Annotated in this window: 24 protein-coding genes and 1 other annotated feature; of the genes, 6 read left to right on the top strand and 18 right to left on the bottom strand. The window is 44.3% G+C overall.

The genetic code is table 11. The annotated features are described in order from the left end of the window. The first annotated feature begins 368 nt into the window (after positions 1–368). Positions 369–1,073, top strand: coding sequence for a hypothetical protein (locus AND4_RS14150; protein WP_009843660.1), 705 nt, complete (start codon positions 369–371; stop codon positions 1,071–1,073). Between the two features lie 179 nt (positions 1,074–1,252). Next, a complete protein-coding gene (locus AND4_RS14155) occupies positions 1,253–1,453 on the top strand; it encodes a DUF4250 domain-containing protein (protein WP_009843661.1) in 201 nt (66 codons plus the stop codon). A 22-nt stretch (positions 1,454–1,475) separates the two neighbouring features. Here the strand turns inward: AND4_RS14155 and AND4_RS14160 are convergent, their stop codons facing one another. The 15 genes from AND4_RS14160 to AND4_RS14230 all read right to left on the bottom strand — a co-directional run bounded on the left by AND4_RS14160 (position 1,476) and on the right by AND4_RS14230 (position 16,611). After that, complete coding sequence (locus AND4_RS14160) at positions 1,476–2,387, bottom strand: LysR substrate-binding domain-containing protein (RefSeq protein WP_009843662.1); 912 nt, start codon at positions 2,385–2,387, stop codon at positions 1,476–1,478. A 450-nt stretch (positions 2,388–2,837) separates the two neighbouring features. After that, positions 2,838–3,239 carry a GspS/AspS pilotin family protein gene (locus tag AND4_RS14165; protein WP_009843663.1) on the bottom strand — a complete coding sequence of 134 codons (402 nt, stop codon included), beginning with the start codon at positions 3,237–3,239 and terminating at the stop codon, positions 2,838–2,840. 3 nt (positions 3,240–3,242) lie between these two features. Beyond that, positions 3,243–3,539 carry a YciI family protein gene (locus AND4_RS14170; RefSeq protein ID WP_009843664.1) on the bottom strand — a complete coding sequence of 99 codons (297 nt, stop codon included), beginning with the start codon at positions 3,537–3,539 and terminating at the stop codon, positions 3,243–3,245. Positions 3,540–3,644: 105 nt separating this feature from the next. Then, the gene (yciA, locus tag AND4_RS14175; protein ID WP_009843665.1) at positions 3,645–4,055 is read right to left on the bottom strand and encodes an acyl-CoA thioester hydrolase YciA; all 411 of its coding nucleotides are present in this window, start codon (positions 4,053–4,055) and stop codon (positions 3,645–3,647) included. Between the two features lie 143 nt (positions 4,056–4,198). Further along, entirely contained in the window at positions 4,199–4,771 is a 573-nt protein-coding gene (locus AND4_RS14180) for a septation protein A (protein WP_009843666.1), read from the bottom strand. Between the two features lie 243 nt (positions 4,772–5,014). After that, positions 5,015–5,257: a hypothetical protein gene (locus AND4_RS14185; RefSeq protein WP_043991691.1), complete on the bottom strand. Its 243-nt coding sequence runs from the start codon at positions 5,255–5,257 to the stop codon at positions 5,015–5,017. 92 nt (positions 5,258–5,349) lie between these two features. Next, entirely contained in the window at positions 5,350–7,899 is a 2,550-nt protein-coding gene (locus AND4_RS14190) for a response regulator (RefSeq protein ID WP_043991692.1), read from the bottom strand. Further along, the gene (locus AND4_RS14195; RefSeq protein ID WP_009843669.1) at positions 7,892–9,091 is read right to left on the bottom strand and encodes an acyl-homoserine-lactone synthase; all 1,200 of its coding nucleotides are present in this window, start codon (positions 9,089–9,091) and stop codon (positions 7,892–7,894) included. The genes AND4_RS14190 and AND4_RS14195 overlap by 8 nt, the downstream gene beginning before the upstream one ends. Before the next feature lie 468 nt (positions 9,092–9,559). Further along, entirely contained in the window at positions 9,560–10,366 is an 807-nt protein-coding gene (gene trpA / locus AND4_RS14200) for a tryptophan synthase subunit alpha (RefSeq protein WP_009843670.1), read from the bottom strand. After that, positions 10,366–11,556 (bottom strand): tryptophan synthase subunit beta, encoded by a 1,191-nt coding sequence (trpB, locus tag AND4_RS14205; RefSeq protein WP_009843671.1) that lies wholly within the window; start codon positions 11,554–11,556, stop codon positions 10,366–10,368. Before trpB ends, trpA begins: the two co-directional genes overlap by 1 nt. Positions 11,557–11,620: 64 nt before the next feature. Then, positions 11,621–13,060: a bifunctional indole-3-glycerol-phosphate synthase TrpC/phosphoribosylanthranilate isomerase TrpF gene (trpCF, locus tag AND4_RS14210; RefSeq protein ID WP_043991696.1), complete on the bottom strand. Its 1,440-nt coding sequence runs from the start codon at positions 13,058–13,060 to the stop codon at positions 11,621–11,623. Positions 13,061–13,073: 13 nt separating this feature from the next. Then, positions 13,074–14,084: an anthranilate phosphoribosyltransferase gene (trpD, locus tag AND4_RS14215; RefSeq protein WP_009843673.1), complete on the bottom strand. Its 1,011-nt coding sequence runs from the start codon at positions 14,082–14,084 to the stop codon at positions 13,074–13,076. A 35-nt stretch (positions 14,085–14,119) separates the two neighbouring features. Continuing rightward, positions 14,120–14,728, bottom strand: coding sequence for an aminodeoxychorismate/anthranilate synthase component II (locus AND4_RS14220; RefSeq protein WP_009843674.1), 609 nt, complete (start codon positions 14,726–14,728; stop codon positions 14,120–14,122). 16 nt (positions 14,729–14,744) lie between these two features. Further along, complete coding sequence (locus AND4_RS14225; protein ID WP_009843675.1) at positions 14,745–16,310, bottom strand: anthranilate synthase component 1; 1,566 nt, start codon at positions 16,308–16,310, stop codon at positions 14,745–14,747. Positions 16,311–16,435: 125 nt separating this feature from the next. Next, positions 16,436–16,539: a sequence feature (Trp leader region), on the bottom strand. Then, positions 16,486–16,611, bottom strand: a complete 126-nt coding sequence (locus tag AND4_RS14230; protein ID WP_043991694.1) for a trp operon leader peptide — start codon at positions 16,609–16,611, stop codon at positions 16,486–16,488. It overlaps the preceding feature by 54 nt. 94 nt (positions 16,612–16,705) lie before the next feature. Here AND4_RS14230 and AND4_RS14235 point away from each other — a divergent pair, with 94 nt between their 5' ends. Together AND4_RS14235 and AND4_RS14240 are read left to right on the top strand one after the other, a co-directional pair. Further along, positions 16,706–17,563: a PHP domain-containing protein gene (locus tag AND4_RS14235; RefSeq protein WP_009843676.1), complete on the top strand. Its 858-nt coding sequence runs from the start codon at positions 16,706–16,708 to the stop codon at positions 17,561–17,563. 59 nt (positions 17,564–17,622) lie between these two features. Continuing rightward, positions 17,623–18,243 carry an L-threonylcarbamoyladenylate synthase gene (locus AND4_RS14240; protein WP_009843677.1) on the top strand — a complete coding sequence of 207 codons (621 nt, stop codon included), beginning with the start codon at positions 17,623–17,625 and terminating at the stop codon, positions 18,241–18,243. 231 nt (positions 18,244–18,474) lie between these two features. Here the strand turns inward: AND4_RS14240 and AND4_RS14245 are convergent, their stop codons facing one another. Beyond that, positions 18,475–19,185 (bottom strand): calcium-binding protein, encoded by a 711-nt coding sequence (locus AND4_RS14245; protein WP_009843678.1) that lies wholly within the window; start codon positions 19,183–19,185, stop codon positions 18,475–18,477. Positions 19,186–19,527: 342 nt separating this feature from the next. On the opposite strand from AND4_RS14245, the gene rluB reads away from it, so the two are divergent. Next, positions 19,528–20,466 carry a 23S rRNA pseudouridine(2605) synthase RluB gene (rluB, locus tag AND4_RS14250; RefSeq protein ID WP_009843679.1) on the top strand — a complete coding sequence of 313 codons (939 nt, stop codon included), beginning with the start codon at positions 19,528–19,530 and terminating at the stop codon, positions 20,464–20,466. Between the two features lie 166 nt (positions 20,467–20,632). Here the strand turns inward: rluB and AND4_RS14255 are convergent, their stop codons facing one another. Further along, the gene (locus AND4_RS14255) at positions 20,633–20,953 is read right to left on the bottom strand and encodes an HI1450 family dsDNA-mimic protein (RefSeq protein ID WP_009843680.1); all 321 of its coding nucleotides are present in this window, start codon (positions 20,951–20,953) and stop codon (positions 20,633–20,635) included. Positions 20,954–20,955: 2 nt separating this feature from the next. Further along, a complete protein-coding gene (yeiP, locus tag AND4_RS14260; protein ID WP_005445063.1) occupies positions 20,956–21,522 on the bottom strand; it encodes an elongation factor P-like protein YeiP in 567 nt (188 codons plus the stop codon). Positions 21,523–21,707: 185 nt separating this feature from the next. On the opposite strand from yeiP, the gene AND4_RS14265 reads away from it, so the two are divergent. Continuing rightward, positions 21,708–22,475, top strand: coding sequence for a nucleotidyltransferase domain-containing protein (locus AND4_RS14265; RefSeq protein ID WP_009843681.1), 768 nt, complete (start codon positions 21,708–21,710; stop codon positions 22,473–22,475). Positions 22,476–22,498: the final 23 nt, after the last annotated feature.

Raw genomic sequence — 22,498 nt, forward strand, 5'->3', positions numbered from 1 at the left:
TGTTGAGTAAGTTTTATTATTAGATGAAAATGACTCGCAATTAGGTTGGTGGTTTTCAGTGTTTTATGTCCTTCAAACCCTTATGGTTATTGGTTTTGCTTGGATTAAAACACCATGCTTAGTTGATGCTGCAATTATTCAGCGTAATTTTTGTGACTTGGTGAGGTGAGCGCTATTGTCGTTTCTGCGCTTGGGAGCAAGTCAATTTAAATTTGACGCGTGTGATGAAAACTATTTTTTGGTCGTCAGCACAAAAAGACATTTGGAGTGCTTGGTGAACCAAGTGATGAACATTCTTTAGCGGTCGAATAGCGATGTTGGTTTCGGTGGTTTGGTGCTAGGCGATTTGCTATTATCGCCACCCCAAAATGACTTTTGAGTTTGCATTTAACATGATTCAACAACTGCTGTTAACTTTTCCTCCAATGCTGTTTGGCGCACAAGCGCTGTTGACCTTGGTTTTAATTAAGGGCGATATCTGTCCGGGTCAACGTGGTCGTCTGCACAAGATGTTGCCATCAATTGGTACACTCTGGTTGGCAGTGGCTTCTTTACGTATTGAAGCTTTTTTGACCGTGTTCGCGATATTTTATTTTTTCTCGCAAGTGCAAACCAAAAAGACGCGTGAAAAGGGGCCGTTATGGGCACTGCATTTGGCGAATGGTTTGGCGTTTGTCTACGTGACTATCCAAGTATTCGAGCAACCGCATTGGGCGTCTTCAGCTGTAACGGCACTAATGGTCCTCTTTTTGGGGGCGGTTTTTGCTCATTTGCTTCTTGTTATCGCACGTAGCCGTCTGCAAGCTTTCCATCGTATTTTACCTGTGACTGGCGTGGTATCGGGTATGTTATTGGTTGTGATGATGTTGTTCTCGGCTTATCAATTGGATGAAGCAGCACTCAATTCGGTCACGCAACCTATCTTAGCGTCTCTGGCGATGCTCATTACGGCGATTGTGGTTTGGTGCTGGCACATTTTTACTCATCAAGCGCCGAACAAAGTTCAGCTCGCAACGGCGCTGTTTTTTGCTCTTGCTTCAATGGTCAGCCTTCAAAGTCTGCTTGGCGCATAGGCCGAAGGACACAATAGCGGTCAGAACTTTTCTGGTAGGTTAAGGATTAGACCAAGCTCACTTTCAAATCATTCGATTAAGTCTAAGCTTTAGGTATCGCCTTTATTCTTGGGAGCACGCCAAGATACGTGAGTTCAACACTATTGGGGGCGAACACCTTGTTTTAGAGGAGTGTTGTTATGGATTTAAGTAATGTGAGAAATTGGGATAGCATTATCCTGTTAGGTATCGTTAATGAGAAGCTGCGCTTGGAGTGCGATAGCTTTGAAGAACTTGTTTCTATGTACGAGATGGACGTGGAATCGGTGGTAGGTAAGCTGGATATGCTCGGGTATCAATACGATCCACTTACGAATCAATTCAAATCTTACCAACGCTGACTACGTCGCCTTCTCCCAATCTTTAAGTCATCTTGATACCGTCAAGGTGGCTTTTACACTGTTGGCGCGCGGTTGCAAAGAAAGCTTGCAAGTAACGCTTATCCTTTTCTGATTTACGTATCGCAGCAAACAATCGACGCCATAACCCTTCATTTAAAGGTTTACTCGTGATAAGCCCTTGGCGAGAAAACTCAGATATTGCCCAATTTGGCAATGCCGCCACTCCTAGGCCTGCCGACACCATTTGAATCAACATCAAGGTATTGTCGGCTTGTTTCCATTTAGCGGGTTCAATCCCCGCAGGTTGCAAAAAGTGCTTTACGACATCTAATCTCTGTTTCTGAACAGGGTAGGTAAGCATGGTTTGGTCGGCAAGATCGATAGGCTCAATGACGTCTTTATCGGCAAGCGGATGGCTGGTTGATGTGATCAGTCTCATCTCGAAATCGAATAACGGCTCATAGTAAACTTCTGCGCGTGCTTGTATGTCTGATGTGATGACTAAATCAAGTTCTCCAGCAAGTAAGGCTGGAAGTGGTTCAAAACCAAAACCTGAGGAGAAATCGAGAGCGACGCTTGGCCAAGTGAGTTGATATTCTTTTAGGGCTGGCATTAGCCATTGGAAGCAAGAATGACACTCTATCGCCATATGTAAACGGCCGTTTACGTCTTCTTTGAGACCAGCCAGTTCGTTCTCGGCTTTAGCGAGTGTTGGCAATACTTCATCGGCGAGACGAAGCAGGATCTCTCCCTCCGAAGTGAACTTCACTGGGCGAGTTTTTCGTAAAAATAGCTGCCCACCGATACGAGATTCAAGGTCCTTAATTTGGTGTGAAAGTGCGGATTGTGTTAAGTGTAACGCAGTCGCTGTCGCGGTCAGTGACCCCGTATCTCTGAGCGAGCTCAGGGTGCGTAAGTGCTTGAGTTCTATCATTAATCCCTTTCATCCTTGTGTATCTCGGGCTCTGTTTATACCAATCGTAGTAAGTAACGCGTCATTCTAGTTGTTATAACGTTCAATCATTGCTTAAAAATTTAGCCTTATTTTAAAGCATGCTCTCTGCGCTAACTTTGCTCACTGTTTTACTCTGATTTGTCTAACTTACAGAGAAAAAATAGATATGTAAACGTCTAGACGTCCGCATTATTTAGTCTTATGCGACTGAGCTCAACATCCCAGTGCTGAATATGAACAAGATGAGAGGATATAGGCGAGTAACAAGTGCAAAAATCAGCAATAAAAATTCAGGCAATAATACTTATCGCTGAGGCTAGGTTTCTTGTTGAAATGCGTTATCGGACTGATACAAAAAAGCGAGGATACTTGTGTGTCCTCGCTTTTGTATTTAAGAATGTGACTAACTCAATCTTCTTGAGTGATGTATTACTTTGCTTTGTTACCAGCGCTGCATGTTTGTGAAGAGACCAGCTCATCCGCCATTAATTGGCCACGCGAGTTGCGGACTTTGATTCGGTACATTAAACCCATATCAATTTGTTCACGCACCGCAGGCGTATTACAGTACGTGTATATACTGGTGTTCAAGACTTGTTTTAACGGCTTCGCTCCGAGCGCGCTGTCGTTATAAATCATCATCATTTCAATCACATTTTTGTTTGAAGAAACCCGCAAGATTTTTAACGGTCCATATTCAACGGGTAAACCCGAAGAAAGAGCACCCGCGCGGTTAGAAGCCATTAACTCAAGTTGATGTTGCTTGTCATCACTTGATGAACAACCCACTAACGCACCGAGCACGAGGCAAAGACACAAAAATTTTTTCATAAATTAAAACACTTTCTTGAATGGTTTTACGATGACGTTTTCGTAAACTCCCACCGCGATGTATGGGTCGGAATTTGCCCATGATTGCGCTTCTTCCAAAGAAGCAAAATCTGCTATGACGGTCGAGCCAGTAAAGCCCGCTTCACCTGGATTATCAGAGTCAATAGCTGGCATTGGACCTGCTGTGAGTAAGCGACCTTCGTCTTGGAGTTGTTTCAAGCGCTCAATATGTTGAGGTCGAACACTCAGACGTTTTTCCAGTGAGTTTTCTACGTCCTGAGCAAAGATAACGTACCACATAGCATAGTTCCTTAATTGGTAAGGTAAAACCTTAATTTAACGCGTTTTTTGTTCTACTCACAAGTGAAAATGAAAAATTGCGACCTTCTTCCTAATTCATTATTGCTATTGATTTATTTGCCACTTGCGAATGGGGCGAGGTTTACCGTCGCTATCAATGGCAACGTAGTTGAACGTGGCGTCACAGACCATGAAACGATCTTCGATTCCGTGCTCTTTGATTGGCTTCACCCAGACTTCTAAATCGATACTCATTGAAGTGCGGCCGATCTTCGTACACTCACCGTAACAACATACAACATCACCGACTCGGACAGGCCTTTTAAAAGTGATGCCTGATACTGATACTGTTACGATTCGGCCAGAAGAGATTTCCTTGGCGAGGATACCGCCTGCTAAATCGAGCTGAGACATGATCCAGCCACCGAAAATATCACCGTTAGCATTGGTATCGGCAGGCATAGCAAGGGTACGGAGCAGCAGTTGGCCGCGAGGGGATTGAATTTCCTGACTCATTATGACATCCATTAAATCTAGCAACGCCGTCTGAGAGGGTTGAAATAAGGCAACGCCAAAAGCTCAGACAGCAAGAACAAAACAGCGACCAAAAAGGTCGCTGTGAATAATCAATACATGTGAATTATAGCAAAATTGAGTTTTTAATCATCAAGCGATACATCGGATGAGTTCCCTTTTTGCTTTTCCTGTTCTTTTGGCATGTGTTTGTATATGTATAAGCCCGTCGCAACCATGTAAGCAAGCATTGCGAATAATAGACCAAACACTTTGAAGTTCACCCAGACATCTAATGGAAACTCGTGAGCAACATAGAGATTCAAGCCTGCACAGAACGAGAAGAAAGCCACCCAAGCCCAGTTTATTTTGGCCCAAATCGCATCAGGTAGCGTTATTTCTTTACCGAGCATAGCTTTGATGGACGATTTACCCATGACGTGACTGATGGCTAAGCCAGTCGCGAAGATTGCATAGACAATGGTCACTTTCCATTTAATGAAGTTCTCGTCGTGCAGTAAGATGGTCATACTGCCGAAGATGGACACCATAGCGAAAGTGATTAACTGCATTTTTTCTATTTTTTTGTACAGTATGAACGTAACGATCAATTGAATTGCTGTAGCGACAATCAATGCGCCAGTCGCAACGTAGATATCGTACATCTTGTATAGGGCAAAAAAGATGATAAGGGGGATAAAATCAAGGATTTGCTTCATTTGGCAAACGCTACCTAGTTGTTGAGTAGCTGATAGTCTAGCGAAATCTTAGGCAATGTGAAAATATATATCCAAGCAAAACTGAATTGCTGCGCCAAACAACATAGAAAGAACTCGCTATTCCACTTTGTTGCTTTCTGTGAGCTCGGGTCACTGACGATACTTTGAGCTTAGGCTATAAAACCACGCGATTATCTAACAATCAAACGATCTCAAAGCGGCAATCTCTGATGTCACTGGAGGTTAAACGATGTTTTGGTAGCGGGTGATCAACGTTTTAACGTCTTCGAGGTAGCCTTCGCGTAACAGGCTGTCAACGGTCGCTTCAAGCTCGTTATGTGACATGGTAAAACACGTCGACTTTCCGGTCATTGAATTCAGATACTGGTGATATTCTTCTTCCGTGTAATGACCTACGCGATCGAGCAACAGTGTTTTGATGCCGTGATGAATCAAGCCATAATAGGTGTGTCTGTGAAGCATCATATTCACTCCTTATCAAGTGCCTTTCATCTAGAAGAGGAATTAAGTGTGCGTGTAATCTAATTTGTCCTAAAGAAATGCATATCAGGTGCCAACTATTCCTTCTGGATTTCAGATGAGATAGATTCAGTGCTTTTATTTAACCAGTTGCCTAAAACACAACGCAAAGCGCTCAATGTTGTAGGCTTTTCTAGTCGGCCGTCCATTAGCTTTTGAATCATGTTTAATTCATTTTCCCCAGACTCTCCTGAGAGCGCAATGATTGGGGTTTTAGGTGATAACTCTTTGATCTTTTGGCAAGCATCAAAACCATTCATTATAGGCATTTGCACGTCCATCAGAATCAAATCTACCGGGTTAGTTTTGAACGTTTCGACGGCATCCTCACCGTTTTTGGCTTGTAAGCTATTGACACCGAGTTGCTTCAAATACATTTCAACCAGCGCACGTTGTACCTCTTTGTCGTCAACGATCAGCACGGTTGGTGTGGGGTTATCCGGTTGCAAGTTGTCGATAACTCTGTGTTCGCTGTTTCGCTTGCTCTGCCTCCAGTCATTAAAGTACGGCGTTCGGAGTGTCTCGGCTTTTGGTGCATTCGGAACCACTGGGAAGTATAAATGAAACTCCGTGAACTCACCGAGTGTCGACTTGCACTCGATTCTGCCGCCAAATGAACGCATTACACGTTGGCAGTACCCTAAGCCCAAGCCGCTACCACCACTCTTTTGGTAAGAAAAAAAGTCATCAAAGATTTTATGAGAGATCGTCTCGTCGATCCCCGGTCCGGTGTCACGAAAAATCAAAATATTCTCGTAGTGGCCGGTTTTTGTACAGATCTCAATTTGACTGTCTGGATACGAGTCAAAATAATAAATAGCGTTACGAATCAAATTGAAGATGACAAAGTTAAATAAGGTCTCGTTGAGTTTTGCCACAAAATCAGATTGCTGTGGCAAACAAATCCTTTCAATTATTTTCTCATTTTCAAAACCGTAGTGACTTACTGCTTGGTCAACAGCTTTGTGAATAGAGCTCATTGCGATAGGTTCATGTTCTAGGGAACTGTCACTTACCTCTCGTAAAATAATATTGATGAGTTGGCGACCACGCTGAATCGAGGCTTGGCCATTCTCTATATCAAGTCTGAGCTGTTCTGTGGATGCCTCATTTTCAATATGCTGTTTCAATGCTTCAAACTGCAACTGAACTTGAGCAAGAGGATTACGCATCTCATGAGCAATGGAGTTGGCTAATGCACGGCTTTGTCGGATTCGTCGATCTGCTTCAATTGTACTTTGAACTCGAGTTAGTAGGGTCTGAAGCGCAGATATTTCCTCGTTCGAGAACATATGGTTGTTACTCTTATGAGGAGAAACTAATAAATGCGTAACCGATTTACCTTGTCCGAACAGGGGCATAACCAAAGCCGTGTTGTTTGAACTCATTTTGTCGTAGAGCGCCTTTAAAGAGCGCTTTGAGGATACTTTATACTCGAGCTCTTCAGAAAGTTCATCAAACACCAACACCGATCGCTTCGATGAAAGGTATTCTTCATAAAATGTTTCATCGTAGTTGCTGGCTACAAGCTTAAGTTTGTCATTTGGAATTTGCAGTAGCTGACCCAGACGACGCATAGCATCATCGATAGATACTTTGAAATCCTCTTCTAATACCAATATTTTTTGTACAGGTGTTTTTTTACTACCATAAATTAAAAGTGCAGCGTAGACCCCGACTTGTTTGTATAGCATATGCCACGTCACGCCAATTAAGGCACATATAGGGGCGGCTGCCAACCATTGAACATTGTCAGGCATTGGGATAAATATTACCCCAAGAGGGATCGCAATCATCATGCAGGTGAAAAATACGCATGATGTTAGATAAATAAGGTATTTAGCACTGTAAAACCTGGATGTTAGCAATGCGTAACCCATAAATAACATTTCGCTGATTGACAATGCCGGAGGGAGCCAAGTAAGGGAAAAGTCTTTTAGGAAGTATGTCACGCCTATGTGTAAGACCACAGTGGATAGCATGTATACGAGTATTCCAGCTATCATGTAACTAGTTTTGGCTAAAACAAGACGGTTACTATACTTGCGCATGCTAATTAGATTACTCAGATAGAGCATCATTAAGCATAACATAGTGAAGAAAAAGTATGGTGTTTGACTGCCAAATTCAATTGTGAATTGACTGGGACCAATTATGTCGATACTTTCTACAGTTAGTCTCGGTGTTATGTTTACATATAAAGAGTATAAAACAGCAAAGATGATGAGACATCTTTGCCATAAATATATCCGACTTTTCCTCTGTTCTGCAGACAGTTGACATGAAAAGTAATAAGCGAAACAGAAGGCTAATGATGTAGCTATGTTGGCTACCCTTGCCATGATTACACCTACATGACTACCTAAATCTGGCAAGAAATTTGTGTGGAAGTAAGCATTACTAAGAATCCAGCCAATAATACATGTAGAATAAGCTATGTATGAAGAATGGTAGGTGCCTAATATCCTTCCAACATTGTGCTTTAAATGTATACAGTAATAGGCAAGCCAAACTGAAACAAATAGAACTATCAATAATAATGCCGCTGCTTTTGGGTACAATATCACATCAACTATTATTTCAGACATTTGTACCTCTTCTTACCCACTTATCTTCTTTTTTGTTATTAACCAAATTGATGTAGTCATAAAAAGATAATTTATTAAACTCTGCGTTGAGATTGGTTATATTCCAGAATCCTCGATAAGTTAACGTTTTGTTGTTGTTTAAATCACAAAACCCTAAGCTACAGTACCCTCCCTCTTTGAGGTTGGAGTAAAAATCAAGAATAAAAGGTTGATCTATTACGGTAAAACTAACTTTATATCCGTGAGTATACAATACTTGAGCGAGTTTTTTTTGAGTAAGGTATATAAAAAAAAGCTTTTGGCGTGTATTGCCACTGATAGCTAACCTCAGTATTTCGCATACTTTGTGTTTATCTTTTAGTGCTTTTTTGAATGTGTTGTCAAACTCTTCAATAGACTGAATATTTAAAGAGGTAATTGATTCTAAAACTCCCAAGTGTTCGAGATTTGAACATTCCAAGTTTGTAAGGCAATAGTTCCACTTTGAATTACTAAACTGCGGGGCATGGCTTAACCAAGAATCTCGATTATCCCAGTCCTGAACAAGCATGGAAGAGACAAGGACATTGGCTTCTTCTGAGTTGACCTTTTTAAGCAATACAAAATGCTTTCCTGTTTGCGACATGGATAGGAGAGGTAGCATCTCATACCATTTTTTACCTTTGATAAAAAGTTCGAGGTTAGTTAATGTTACAGCGTCGCTTATTGACATGATATTTGCGTGACTTGGTGTACGTACCATCATATCGGAGTGTTCGAGTTCATCAATTAAGATGCCATAATATGCTTCGTCTTCGAGTGGAAGACTCAGCTGCGATATAGGCTGATTGTTTATTAAAGATTTTTGTTTGATTGCTCGGATTTCACACTCGCACCAGAATTCTAACCAATGCATAAAGCATTGTGAGACCACGATTTCCAATGCAGCAATATATGGAGAGAAATTAGAAGGGTAATTTTGTATCAAATCACGATAGTCCATTAATTCAAATAAGACCGACAAGCTTTTAGCTTTATGCTCTGGGAAAAGCGCAATGAGCTGCTTTTTTCTATAGTCGGTCACTGACTGGAATATAGCTTTGCGTTCTTGTGTATTAAAATCATCAAGGATCGTATCGATAATCGCAACCTGTTTACTTTCAATAGACATACTGTCCGTAGACAACACTTCAAAGCAAGACATAAAATTCATTAGACAACCTAGCCATATTTTTTGTTTATTTATTTAGGCCGCTTTTATACCATTTCAAAATAAATATTCCACTAGTTTATTTTATTCGTCGAAATAATTCATGGTGAGAATAAAAGTTACTCAAAAGATCGGTTGGTTGAAAATAGTTTTTTATTGGGCTTGTTGTGTTGAAACTCAGGTAGCTGTGCTTTATTCTTCAGCGTCTACAATCACTGAATATACGGCGTTTCCTGTGATGGGTCGTACGGTAAGGATATATATCGAATCTAGATTCAAGAACGAAATTGTTCGTGGAATGCCCCTAATAAATAGGACTATTCACTCTTTGTTGGAATAGCAATTCTTCCCACTTGTTTGTGTGACTTAAACGGTGTGCTGGTTTGATTACTAAAGGAAATGTTAATAAAAAAGATCGATTCCTGATGGTTAATAAAGAATCGATCTCATATTTATCAAATTAGTGATACGTTATTTTTGTGTTGCAGCTTTCATTGCAGAAACGAATTCACCTAGCTTATCGAGCATGATTTGTGGTTGCTCGACGTTCGCTTCGATAATTTTTACCACGGCAGAACCAGAAATCGCACCAGCGGCACCAGATTCTAGAGCTTGTTTTACTTGTGCAGGCTCTGAAATACCAAAACCAAGCAGCGCTGGTGGTGCATTGAATTGATTCAGTTTATCTAACATGTGGTCAACAGGCATGTTTGCCTTGGTCTCAGCGCCAGTAACACCTGCACGAGAAAGTAGGTAAGTGTAGCCGCCACCGAGTTCGGATACGTGCTTCAGCGTTTCATCACTTGCTGTTGGTGGGGCAATGAAGATTGGGTGAATTCCAAACTTCTCTGCTGCTGCAACAAATTCTGCGCTCTCGTTGGTTGGTACGTCTGCAATCAAAACAGAATCGATGCCCGCTTTTGCACAACGCTCGTAGAAGTTTTCGATACCACGTGAGTACACAAGGTTCGCGTACATCAGAAGACCAATAGGTAGCTCTGGGTACTTCGCTCGGATCTTACCAATCTGCTCGAAACAGATATCCGGTGTTGCGCCTGAATCGAGCGCACGAATGTTCGCACCTTGGATAGTCGGGCCATCCGCAAGAGGATCTGAGAATGGAATACCAAGTTCTAGAGCATCAGCGCCTGACTCAACTAATGTTTCCATGATCTTGTAAGACTGCTCTGCGTTGGGATCGCAAACCGTTACGAAGGGTACAAACGCGCCTTGGTTTTTCTCGTTTAGGCGCTCAAACATCTTTGCATAACGGCTCATTAGATCGCTCCTTTTTCTTCTAGGATGGCATGTACAGTGAAGATATCTTTATCACCACGACCTGATAGGTTCACAACTAATAATTGTTCTTTTTCTGGATTCTCACGAGCCATACGCAGTGCATGTGCCACAGCGTGAGAGGACTCTAGAGCTGGGATGATGCCTTCGTGACGCGCAATTTCTTGGAACGCCTCTAGCGCTTCATCGTCCGTTACGTTGTCGTATTCAGCACGGCCGATTGCGTTCAGATGTGCGTGCTGTGGACCAACTGATGGGAAATCAAGACCTGCAGAAACAGAGTATGATTCTTCAACCTGACCGTTTAGATCTTGCATCAGTGGCGCTTTCATACCAAAGAAGATACCCGTTTTACCATGTTTAAGTGGCGCGCCGTGTTGGTCGGTATTGATACCTTTGCCTGCTGGCTCAACACCAATTAGGCGAACACTTTCTTCTTCGATGAAGTCAGCAAACATGCCGATAGCGTTTGAACCACCGCCCACGCATGCGATAACTGCGTCAGGAAGACGACCTTCACGTGCCAAAATCTGATTCTTCGTTTCTTCACCAATCATGCGTTGGAAATCGCGTACTATGGTTGGGAATGGGTGAGGACCTGCCGCTGTACCTAATAGGTAGTGCGCGTCTTCATAAGTTGCAGACCAGTCGCGGAGCGCCTCGTTACATGCGTCTTTCAGTGTTGCAGAACCCGAGTGGACAGGGAGGACCTCGGCACCCATGAGTTTCATACGGAATACGTTCGGGCTTTGACGCTCAACGTCTTTTGCACCCATGTAAACGCGGCACTTAAGGCCAAGCAGTGCACATGCTAGTGCGGTTGCCACACCGTGTTGACCTGCACCAGTTTCAGCGATGATTTCGTTTTTGCCCATGCGTTTCGCAAGTAGCGCTTGACCTAACACTTGGTTAGTCTTGTGGGCACCACCGTGAAGCAGGTCTTCACGTTTTAGGTACAGTTTGGTTTTCGTACCTTTAGTTAGGTTACGAGTTAGCGTCAAAGCCGTTGGGCGGCCCGCATACTCTTGAAGAAGCGTCATGAATTCGCTGCGGAATTCTGGATCTTCTTGTGCGTCGATAAACGCTTGCTCTAGTTGCTCTAAGGCTGGAACTAGAATTTGCGGAACGTACTGACCGCCGTATTCGCCAAAGTAGGCATTCAGTTTTGCCATCGTTATATTCCTTCTCGTATTTTTCGCTACGAATAGCGTTAAATTTTTTAGCTGATATCCAGCTTTAGTAGTTGCGAATGGCGCTGAAGGCCGCGAGCAACTTCTGTGAATCTTTTTTGCCTGGTGCGCTTTCTACGCCAGAGTTTAAATCTAATCCCAAGCAACCTAGTGTCGCTGCTTGTTGAGCATTTTCTGGCGACAGTCCGCCCGCTAGCATAATTTGGCTTGGGTCGCCGATCAGTGACCAGTCGAACACTTGACCGGTTCCACCTGTTTGAGTGCCGACTTGCGCATCTAATAGGTGACGGTCAATGTTATCTGCAAGCAGTTCTGGCTTCGCATCTGTCACACCGTAAGCTTTCCAGATTTCAACACATGCTGGCAGCTCGGCTTTTAGCTGGTTAACGTAAGCTTGGTCTTCTTGACCATGCAGTTGAGCTGCTTTCAAACCCAGAGAGGTCACAACGGAAGCAACAAAATCGATGTCGTGATTTTGGAACACGCCTACATAGTTCAGTGGGGCGCCGCTCATGGTTAAGCGCGCACCTTCAAGATCAACGGCGCGTTTCGACTTCTCAACGAAAATCAGGCCACCAAATACCGCACCAGCTTGATACGCTTTCGCTGCATCATCTGGATGAGTGAGACCACAGACTTTGTTTTCGCCCAGCGTCACTTTGCGTACGGCAAGTTCTAGGTTGTCTTCTGCCATCAGCGAACTGCCAATCAGGAATCCGTCTGCGTATTCGGCTAAATCACGAACTTGTTGATGCGTATAAATGCCAGATTCTGAGATTACTGTTGCGTTAGGGGCCAGTTCACGAATTGTCGGTGCCAGCTCTTTGGTTCGATTCAAATCGGTGCTTAGGTCGCGAAGGTTACGGTTATTGATGCCGATAACGCGAGCGCCTAGCTTAACGGCACGGTGAAGCTCTTCTTCGTTGCTGACTTCGGTCAGAATACCCATGTTCAGGCTGTGTGCCGCTTCCTCTAGTGCTTTGTATTCTTCGTCATTCAGGACAGACAGCATCAGTAATACAGCATCAGCACTATAATGACGCGCAAGGTAAACTTGGTAGGTGTCCACCATGAAGTCTTTGCACAGAACGGGTTGTTTGACTTGACCGCGTACTTGAGGAAGAAAGTCAAAGTCACCTTGAAAGTACTTCTCGTCTGTTAGGACTGAAATAGCATCTGCGTGGTTGTTGTAAACCGATGCAATGTAATCCAAGTCGAAGTGATCACGAATCAAACCTTTAGAAGGAGATGCCTTCTTACATTCGGTGATGAAGGCCGTCTTTTCTCCACTCAGAGCATCGTAGAAGCTGCGGTCCGATGGCAGCAAATCAGACTGAAATGTGCTTAGCGGTTGAGACACCTTACGGTCTGCTACCCACTGATATTTGTCGCGGACAATTTTCGCCAGTACTTCTGCCATTTCTGCATCTTGTTTAGATACGTGCTCAGAGAGGTTGTCAGCGAGCTCAGTCTTGGAGTCAGTCATCATCGTCAATTCCTTAAGCGTGCGCGGCAAGTTGTTGTACTAATTGGTACGCCTTGCCTGAATTCATTGCCTCAATCGCTTGTTGCGTGTTGGCTTTTAAATCTTCGTGGCCGAATAGACGCATTAGCAGAGCGACGTTCACTGCCACTGCGCCCAGTTGGGCATCAGTCCCTTTACCCGTGAGGATATGGGTAATGATCGCTCTGTTTTCTTCTGGATCACCACCTTTTATTGCTTCTAACGGGTGCGCTTCTAGACCGAAGTCTGCAGGTGTTAGCTTGTATTCTGTGATCTTACCGTCTTTGATCTCGGCAACGGTTGTTTCACCGTGGATTGCTACTTCGTCCAAACCGCTACCGTGCACTACAGCTGCTCGCTTCATACCCATTTGTAGCATGGTTTCTGCAATAGGACGAACCAGTTCTTCACTGTATACGCCCATCAATTCGATGTTTGGACGAGCAGGGTTAATCAGTGGACCGAGAATGTTGAAAATAGTGCGTGTTTTCATGGTTTGACGTACGGGCATCGCATGGCGCACACCACCGTGGTATTGAGGTGCAAATAGGAAAGCAACACCGATGTCGTCTACCGCTTTGCGCGTATCTTCTGCGCTCATAGCTAGGTTGATACCAAATGAATCAAGAAGGTCAGAAGAGCCCGATTTACTTGAAACACTGCGGTTACCGTGTTTCGCTACTTTCAGGCCACATGCCGCAGCAACAAACGCCGCTGTCGTTGAAATATTGATGGTGTTGTGGCCATCACCGCCAGTACCTACGATATCTGCGAAATCGTAATCTGGGCGAGGAAATGATTTAGCGTTTGCTAACAATGCTTTTGCCGCGCCTGCAATTTCATCCGGCGTTTCGCCTTTGATTTTTAGTGCAGTCAGTGCTGATGCCATCAAAATTGGGTCTAGTTCACCACGGATGATGACGTCGAACAGCTGTTGGCTCTCTTCCTGAGTAAGCGATTCTTGATCGTAAAGTTTGCTAATAATAGGGTTGATGATTGCTTCCATATTTCTCTCCTAAATTTCTTATGTGCCAGTGCTTTTTAAGCAGTAAGTGGGTTCGCTGAAGTTTGTTCTTCAAGTGCCCACTCAATGGCATTGGCCAACAGTGTTGCTCCGTAGGTCGTCATAATAGATTCCGGGTGGAACTGGAACCCGCAAACTTTATCTTCTTCATGTACAACAGACATCACCAAATCGTCTACTTCTGCTGTGATGGTTAGGCTCTCAGGAACCTTGGTCGCAACCAGCGAGTGGTAACGTGCAATCGCAAGTGGTGATGGTAGGTTTTGGTAAATCGCATGGTCTTGGTGCTCCATCATAGAGACCTTACCGTGAATGATTTCGCCTGCGCCAGCAACGGTGCCGCCGTAAGCTTCAACAATCGCTTGGTGACCAAGACAAATGCCGACCATCGGCACTTTGCCTTTCATGCGTTGGATAAGCTCAGGCATTGAGCCTGCTGCTGAAGGAGCACCAGGGCCTGGCGATAGCAGAATCACTGGGTTTTCAAGCTCGTTTATCGCTTGTTCGACGGTTTCTGCTGGGATGTTGTTTCGGTAAATCTTGACTGAGTGACCTAGCGAGCGGAACTGATCCACAAGGTTGTAGGTGAACGAGTCAAAGTTATCGATAAAAATGATATTAGCCATCTCTGAACCCTATTTCTTATTGTGACTTATGCGCTGCTTGGATAGCAGAGATTACCGCTTGCGCTTTACCGCGCGTTTCGTCTGCTTCCGCTTGCGGATCAGAGTCAAATACCACGCCAGCACCGGCTTGAACTTGAGCAATGTCGTTTTCTACGTAAGCAGAGCGAATGACGATACACGTGTCGAGTGTGCCTTCACCAGTAAGGTAACCCACAGCACCGCCGTAGCTACCGCGTCGTGCGCCTTCCACATCGCGAATCAACTGCATCGCACGAATCTTTGGTGCACCAGTGAGCGTGCCCATGTTCATACAAGCTTGGTATGCGTGTAGTGCGTCTAGATCGTCACGTAGCTGGCCAACTACGCGTGATACCAAGTGCATTACGTGGCTGTAACGGTCGACTTTTAGTAGGTCTGCAACGTAGCGAGTGCCAGCTTGTGCAATACGAGCAACGTCGTTACGTGCTAAGTCAACCAACATCATGTGTTCTGCGTTTTCTTTCATGTCGGTACGCAGTTCAAGTTCGATGCGGCTATCCAAGTCGAAATCGATCTCGCCGTTAGGGCGCTTACCACGGCGACGAGTGCCTGCGATTGGGTAGATTTCAATTTGGTTAGTATCGGTTTCGTACTTAAGCGCGCTTTCTGGTGATGCGCCAAACAAAGTGAACAGCTCATCTTGCATGTAGAACATGTAAGGGCTTGGGTTACTTTGTTTGAGTTCTTTGTAGGCTGCCAATGGAGAAGGGCAAGGTAGAGTGAATCTACGAGACGGTACGACTTGGAACACATCGCCTTTCACTACGAACTCTTTTAGGTCACGAACGATTTGGCAGAAGTCAGAATCAGACACGCTTGGTTCTATCGTGATGTCGGCGATTTGCTCTGCACTTGGCAGCAGTTTTGGTGCCGCGCATTGAGCGCTGATTTCTTCTATACGTGTTTCTAGCGTTGTTTTCTCTGAGTCATCGACAAACAAAGTCGCTTGCAGTTGGCAAGATTCGGTTTGATGATCCACTACTAACAGCGTTTCTGCTACATAGAAAACGTAATCTGGGCATTGGTTAGTTGTTTCTGCATTGCCAAGTGGTTCGAAGTTAGCGACTAAGTCGTAAGCGAACAAACCACCAAGGAAAATCGCGTGCTTATGTTGCTCTGAAATATCGAAGCTGTGTTGCACCAAACGCAGCGCATCAAATGAAGAGGCTTCACGTAGACGAGAATCTTCATCGAGCGTGTCATGCGGTTGAGTGAATTCCAAAGTTAGGGCTTTGCCATCAAACTCACTCTTGACCACACCACGAATATTTTGGCTTAAATGAGAAAGCAGGTTTTTACCGTTGTTGCTTAACGCATGCATACTCACCGTGTGGCCGTAACATACAATGCGCACCGCTGAATCAACAATTAGCAGAGATTTTAAATTTTGTTTTGAGTCGATCTCGGCAGACTCCAGCAATAAGCTGTCAGTTTTGTTCGCACATAGCGTATGGAACAAACGAGTTGGGTCTTGATTATATGGCACGGAAGCCGTAAGCACTTCAAGCTGCCCGAGATTTTTAATTTCAATGGCCTTGTTCACAAGACCTCCTTAATGCTGTTTTTATCTTCCTGTCGTACATAGTCGCACAAAGCAAACGTTCACCCAATCAAGATTTGGTCAGAACCGATGAATGTTTAGTCAGTTAAATGTGAGATGGACGACAAAACAAAAAGCCCGCTGAAGAAGCGGGCTTTGTGACATTTAGTTCTCTAAACTAGAAATACACGTTTGCCCACCAAGAACTTGACCAAGTGCGCCACCAAGCAAGATGTGCAGAGCTTATCTTATTCAGACGAACAGCAACTTTCGCTTTCTGGTTTGGGTTAAATTCTTGTAACATGGTGGGCCTTAATTAGGTACTTTGTATTTGTGTACTAGTTAACTAGTGCGGAAGTGAAAAGTCAACCCCAAAACAGCATTAAAACGACAAAAAAATGAGAATTGATTTACACAGCCACACCACAGCTTCAGATGGTCGATTTACCCCCCAAGATTTGGTGGATAGGGCGCTGAGTTTTGATATCGAGGTTTTGGCGATCACAGATCATGATACGGTTGACGGCTTAGCTCCGGCCAAGCAATACGTTGAAGAGAACAATCTCCCGATCAAAATCATCAATGGTATCGAGATTTCGACCGTTTGGCAGAACAAAGATATCCATATTGTGGGTTTGAATATTGACCCGGCCAGCCCAGCACTGGCTAAGTTAATTCAACAACAGAAAACGCATCGGGTCGCGAGAGCGCAGTTGATTGCAGAGCGTTTACAGAAAGCCACTCGTGAAGGTGTGCTAGAAGAGGTTCAGCAAATTGCCGGCGATGCACCGATCACTCGCGCGCATTTCGCAAAGTGGTTGGTGGATAATGGTTACGCTAAAAGCATGCAGATGGTGTTCAAGAAGTTTTTGACGCGCAACAATCCGGGTTATGTACCACCAAGTTGGTGCTCGATGAAAGACGCTGTTGACGCTATTCATGCTGCTGGCGGGCAAGCGGTCTTAGCACATCCGGGGCGGTATCAACTGACCGCAAAGTGGGTGAAGCGATTACTGGCTGCTTTTGTGGAAGCGGGCGGCGATGCAATGGAAGTAGCTCAGCCCCAACAAGCGCAACAAGAAAGACGCAGCTTGGCCGATTATGCGATACAATACAGACTATTAGCTTCTCAAGGCAGTGATTTTCACTATCCATCACCATGGATGGAACTGGGAAGAAATCTCTGGTTGCCTGCGGGCGTAGAACCAGTTTGGAAAGATTGGGGTATTGATCCTTCGTTGAATATTGCTCAATAAGGCGAAGCTGAGAACCCGTAAAAGTATAGAGCCGAGAGGCTCGATAGTGAGGAATTAAAATGAGCCAGTTTTTTTACGTTCATCCCGAAAACCCCCAGGCTCGCTTGATCAATCAAGCAGTCGCTATTATTCGTAACGGCGGTGTGGTGGTATACCCAACCGATTCGGGTTACGCACTAGGTTGTCAATTGGAGAACAAACAGGCGCTAGAACGAATCTGTCAGATCCGCCGTCTAGATGATAAGCACAACTTTACCTTATTGTGCCGTGATTTGTCAGAGCTTTCTCTGTATGCGAGAGTAGATAACTCGGCATTCAGATTACTGAAAAACAACACACCGGGTCCTTACACTTTTATCTTCAAAGGTACTAAAGAAGTGCCGCGTCGTTTGATGAACGCAAAACGTAAGACTATAGGTATCCGTGTCCCTGACAATCGTATTGCACTAGACCTGCTTGAAGCGCTTGGTGAGCCAATGATGTCTACGTCGTTAATCCTGCCGGGTAGTGATGTAACGGAATCAGACCCAGAGGATATCCGTGACAAACTCGAGCATGCAGTAGATGTGATTCTTAACGGTGGTTACCTGGGTGAGCAGCCAACAACGGTTATTGACTTCAGTGAAGGTGAGGCAGTTGTTGCGCGTGTTGGCTCCGGTGACCCTGCGTCATTTGAGTAACTCGTTTTACTTTCGATTAAATGATTAAGGGAGGCTCTAACGCCTCCCTTTATTCATTCAATTTGCCCCAATTACTGCAAAATGCGTAACTAAAAGGATTGTCATTGATTCGCCCTACAAGAAAATAAAGCCGCAGAATGGCCAACTTTTTTCATGTTGACTGCTAAATTGTTCGTTTAAGAGAGTACGTGCTTTAGAAAGGTGTTCTCAAATAACTCGTAACCAGACGATTTATGCGAAGTCAAAGATGTCAATATCGTAGTATTCGACGTAGTTCATTTGGCAAGCATCAACCCCCCACAAAGTGACATCGACATTAAACTCATCACTGGAGAAGACAGCAAAGCCAAAATTGTTGTAAGAAAGCGTTAAATCATCTGCAGAGTCTAAGAATGTATCACGAATGCCGTCATTGTTGGTATCCATCCCCATATCAAATACCAATTTATCCTGACAAATGTTGAAATCGAGAATATCTGCTTTTACTTCGATGTCGTTTGATGAAACTGGCTGATCCGGAACGTTAATGGCAAGTCGATTAGTCATAACAAACTTATCTGCGCCACAACCGCCCGCGATGGCAGAATGACCATCACCAACAACCACGGTATCGTTCCCCCAACCCGCATCGATGAAATTGTTACCAGAGTAATCGAAAATAGTGTCGTCTCCACAACCTCCAAACAGAGAATCATTACCTAGGCCGCCTGATAAATAATCATCACCATGGCCACCGACCAACTGGTCGTTACCTCTGCCGCCGAGCAGTGTATCGTCACCGCAACCACCAAAAACGTAGTCATTGCCACCAAAGCCAACAAACTTATCATCGCCACCAAAGCCGAAAAAAACATCGCTCGAATTCGAGCCCTTAATACCCGTCATATTGTCGTTTTCAGAGGTACCGAATATCCAGTTTAGGTCAAGATTTGCATGTGTCATTTATTATACCTTTTCATTTATATAAGTAAGTTAGCAAGCGATAAGTTGTTACTTATCACTTTGGCAATTCTATCAGTCAGGCCAATGTTTTTGATGTTCTCTCCCGACCCATAAAAGTGGGGTTCTGTTCTTGGAACCTCTAGTACTAAGTGGGAGGAGTGATGAGTTAAGTGTGAAATTTCGGACATAATTTGCTGCGGCAATATGGACGATTTCACTTACATTAAAATAGAGAATCCCGTATAATGAGCGACCGAAAAAATTCCCAATAGGTTGGGTAACTTGCACAATGAAGACCAATCTTGGTCTCGACGTCTGTGAAGACGACACATAGGTAGATAAATGAGCGAAAAGTTACAAAAAGTATTAGCACGTGCTGGACACGGTTCTCGTCGTGAGATTGAATCGTTTATTAAATCTGGTCGCGTTAGCGTGAACGGAATCGTAGCTAAACTTGGTGAAAGACTAGAAGATGAGAACAGCGTGGTTCGTATCGATGGTCACGTTGTGTCTGCGAAGATACAAGAAGAAGTGATCTGTCGTGTTTTGGCTTACTACAAGCCGGAAGGTGAACTATGTACTCGTCACGACCCTGAAGGTCGTCGCACTGTTTTCGATCGCCTGCCAAAGATACGTGGTTCTCGTTGGATTTCAGTTGGTCGTCTTGATGCAAACACATCAGGTCTACTGTTATTTACAACAGATGGTGAATTGGCAAACCGCCTAATGCACCCAAGCCGCCAAGTCGAACGTGAGTATCTTGTTCGTGTTTTCGGTGAAGTTACTGAACAGAAAGTCAAAAACTTGGTCCGAGGTGTTGAGCTTGAAGATGGTATGGCTCGTTTCGAAGATGTAGTGTACGCGGGTGGTGAAGGTATGAATCACACGTTTTATGTTGCCATCAACGAAGGTCGTAACCGTGAAGTACGCCGTCTTTGGGAATCGCAAGACACCACGGTGAGTCGCCTAAAACGTGTTCGTTACGGTGACATCTACTTGGATAAGAAACTGCCTCGTGGCGGTTGGATGGAGCTTGATCTCAAAGAAGTAAACTACTTGCGTGAGCTGGTAGAACTTCGTCCAGAAAAAGAAACCATGCTTGATCTTAACAAAGACAACACCTCACGCAAACGTGAACGCGCACGTAGCCAAAAAATCCGTCGCGCGGTTAAGCGTCATGAAGAGCGTGTAAACACTCCAAAAGGTCGCAGTAACAACCCCTCTCGCCGTAAGCCGAAGAAGAGCGCTGGTGATCAAGGAGCACGTAACAAGCATCGTTAATTGATATCAAAGATAACAATTGATAGTAAAGGCTTGCCCACTTGGCAGGTCTTTTTCTTGTCTGGTACTTAAGAGGCTATTGTGCTTCTACTCCACTTATTACACGTAGCTTTCAGACATAAAAAACACCAGCAAAGCTGGTGTTTTTGAGCTGATATGGGAAGCGTTAGTCACGTTTCCAAAGCATATGGCAGAACTTATGTTCTGGGTCTCGACTGATTAGCATGCGAGCAAAAACGTCATCAAGTACGTCATTTTTCTCGTTTACTAGACCAATTCTAACTTCTGCATACACTTCTTTGTCGATATCGAAGCCAACATGCTCAATCCAATCATCACCAGTTTCAACAATTTCGGCTGCACCGCGGTCTTCAAATTGCGCAGTAAACAGAATGACATCAGCAGGCTCTAGGTTGTCTGGGGCCATCTCAAGGAAGATGTCGTATGCAGCATCGATAATGTCATCGTAAGAAATCAAATCAGACATGCTTATGCTCGGCTCATGTATTTACGTTCTGTAGTGTTAATGATCACGCGGTCACCCGTCGCAATGTACTCCGGAACTTGGATTACAAGACCTGAAGCAAAGCGTGCTGGCTTAGTTCGTGCAGATGCAGAAGCCCCTTTGATTGAAGGATCAGTTTCTTCAATCACTAGTTCAACAGAAGAGGGTAATTCGATGCCCACAGCAGCACCGTTCACAAGGATGATATGGATACCTTGTGTGTCTTCGTTGATGAACAGCATGTCGTCTTCAACTTCATTGTGCTTGAATGTGTATTGTGAGTAGTCTTCGTTGTCCATGAAGATATGCTCATCGCCGTCAGCGTATGAGTAAACGACTGCACGTTTATTCATTTCTACTGTTTCTACGACGTCGTCTGACTTGTAACGCTCGTCTACACGTGCGCCAGTGTTTAGATCTGTGCAACGCATTTTGTAGATTTTAGCGCCGCCACGACCACCAGGAGTGGTTACTTCGATGTCTTTAACTAGAAGAGTTTTACCATTAGACTCGATTGCGAAGCCTTTTTTGATTTCACTTGCCTTTGGCATTGTATTTTCCTATTCACATTTGTTAAGCAAAACTTAGTGATTATAGCGCTAAGTTGCTCGCCTAGCACCAAAATTAAACACGGTAAATTCAGCATCAATATGAGCTGAATCGCTTGATCCAAACGCAAGGCTGGTGGATCATATAGCGTATCTACTGTCAAAATCTCGAGATCACGTTTTCTTCAATGTCTCTCCCTGTTATCGATCCAAAACAGCCTTTCCAACCCGAATTTGAACCTCTGCTCAGAGAGGTGTTGGCGTGCCTCAAAGGTGGGCTTGGTTCTAACTTACATAGTGTTTATGTTTACGGGAGTGTGGCACGTAAGTCAGCCATGGCAGGTAAATCCAACCTTGACTTGGTGGTCGTCACAAAGTCTGGTTTCGAACACAATCGCGCCACATTATTAAATACCATTAAATGGCGAGCGCAACAAAGGCATCCACAAGTAAAAGGGGTATCTATTCGTACCGCATTAGTTAATGAGGTCGCGAATCTTGATAGCATCTTTACTTGGGGTTTTATGCTTAAGCATTGCTGTGTGTGCATTTATGGCGATAACTTAGCTGATTGCTTTGGAGATTATGTACCCAGTTGGGAGATAGCTAAACACTGGAATATGGATGTGGAAGAGTGGGTATCAGTCTATCGTACTAAGATAGTTCAAGCACAACGTATTGAAGATCAACTCAGCGCCCAAGTGGTTATAGCCAAGAAACTGCTTCGCGCTTCCTACTCTTTAATCATGTATCGTGACAAACAATGGTTTGACGACCCAACAGAATGCGGCAAGGTGTTTTTGAACTACCATCCAGAAAAGCAACTTGAGATAGAGCGCCTTGGTATCCTGCTTACAGGACGACCGATTCCAAAGCGTTCGGTGCTTGGGTTGTTAGACGGTTTTGGTGACTGGCTGGTGATGCAGTATAAGAAAACCGAATTCCGCATCGGTTAAGCTCACTTGCGTAAGCCTGTTCT

It is taken from the genome of Vibrio sp. AND4 (assembly GCF_000171815.1).
Taxonomy (GTDB): Bacteria; Pseudomonadota; Gammaproteobacteria; order Enterobacterales; family Vibrionaceae; genus Vibrio.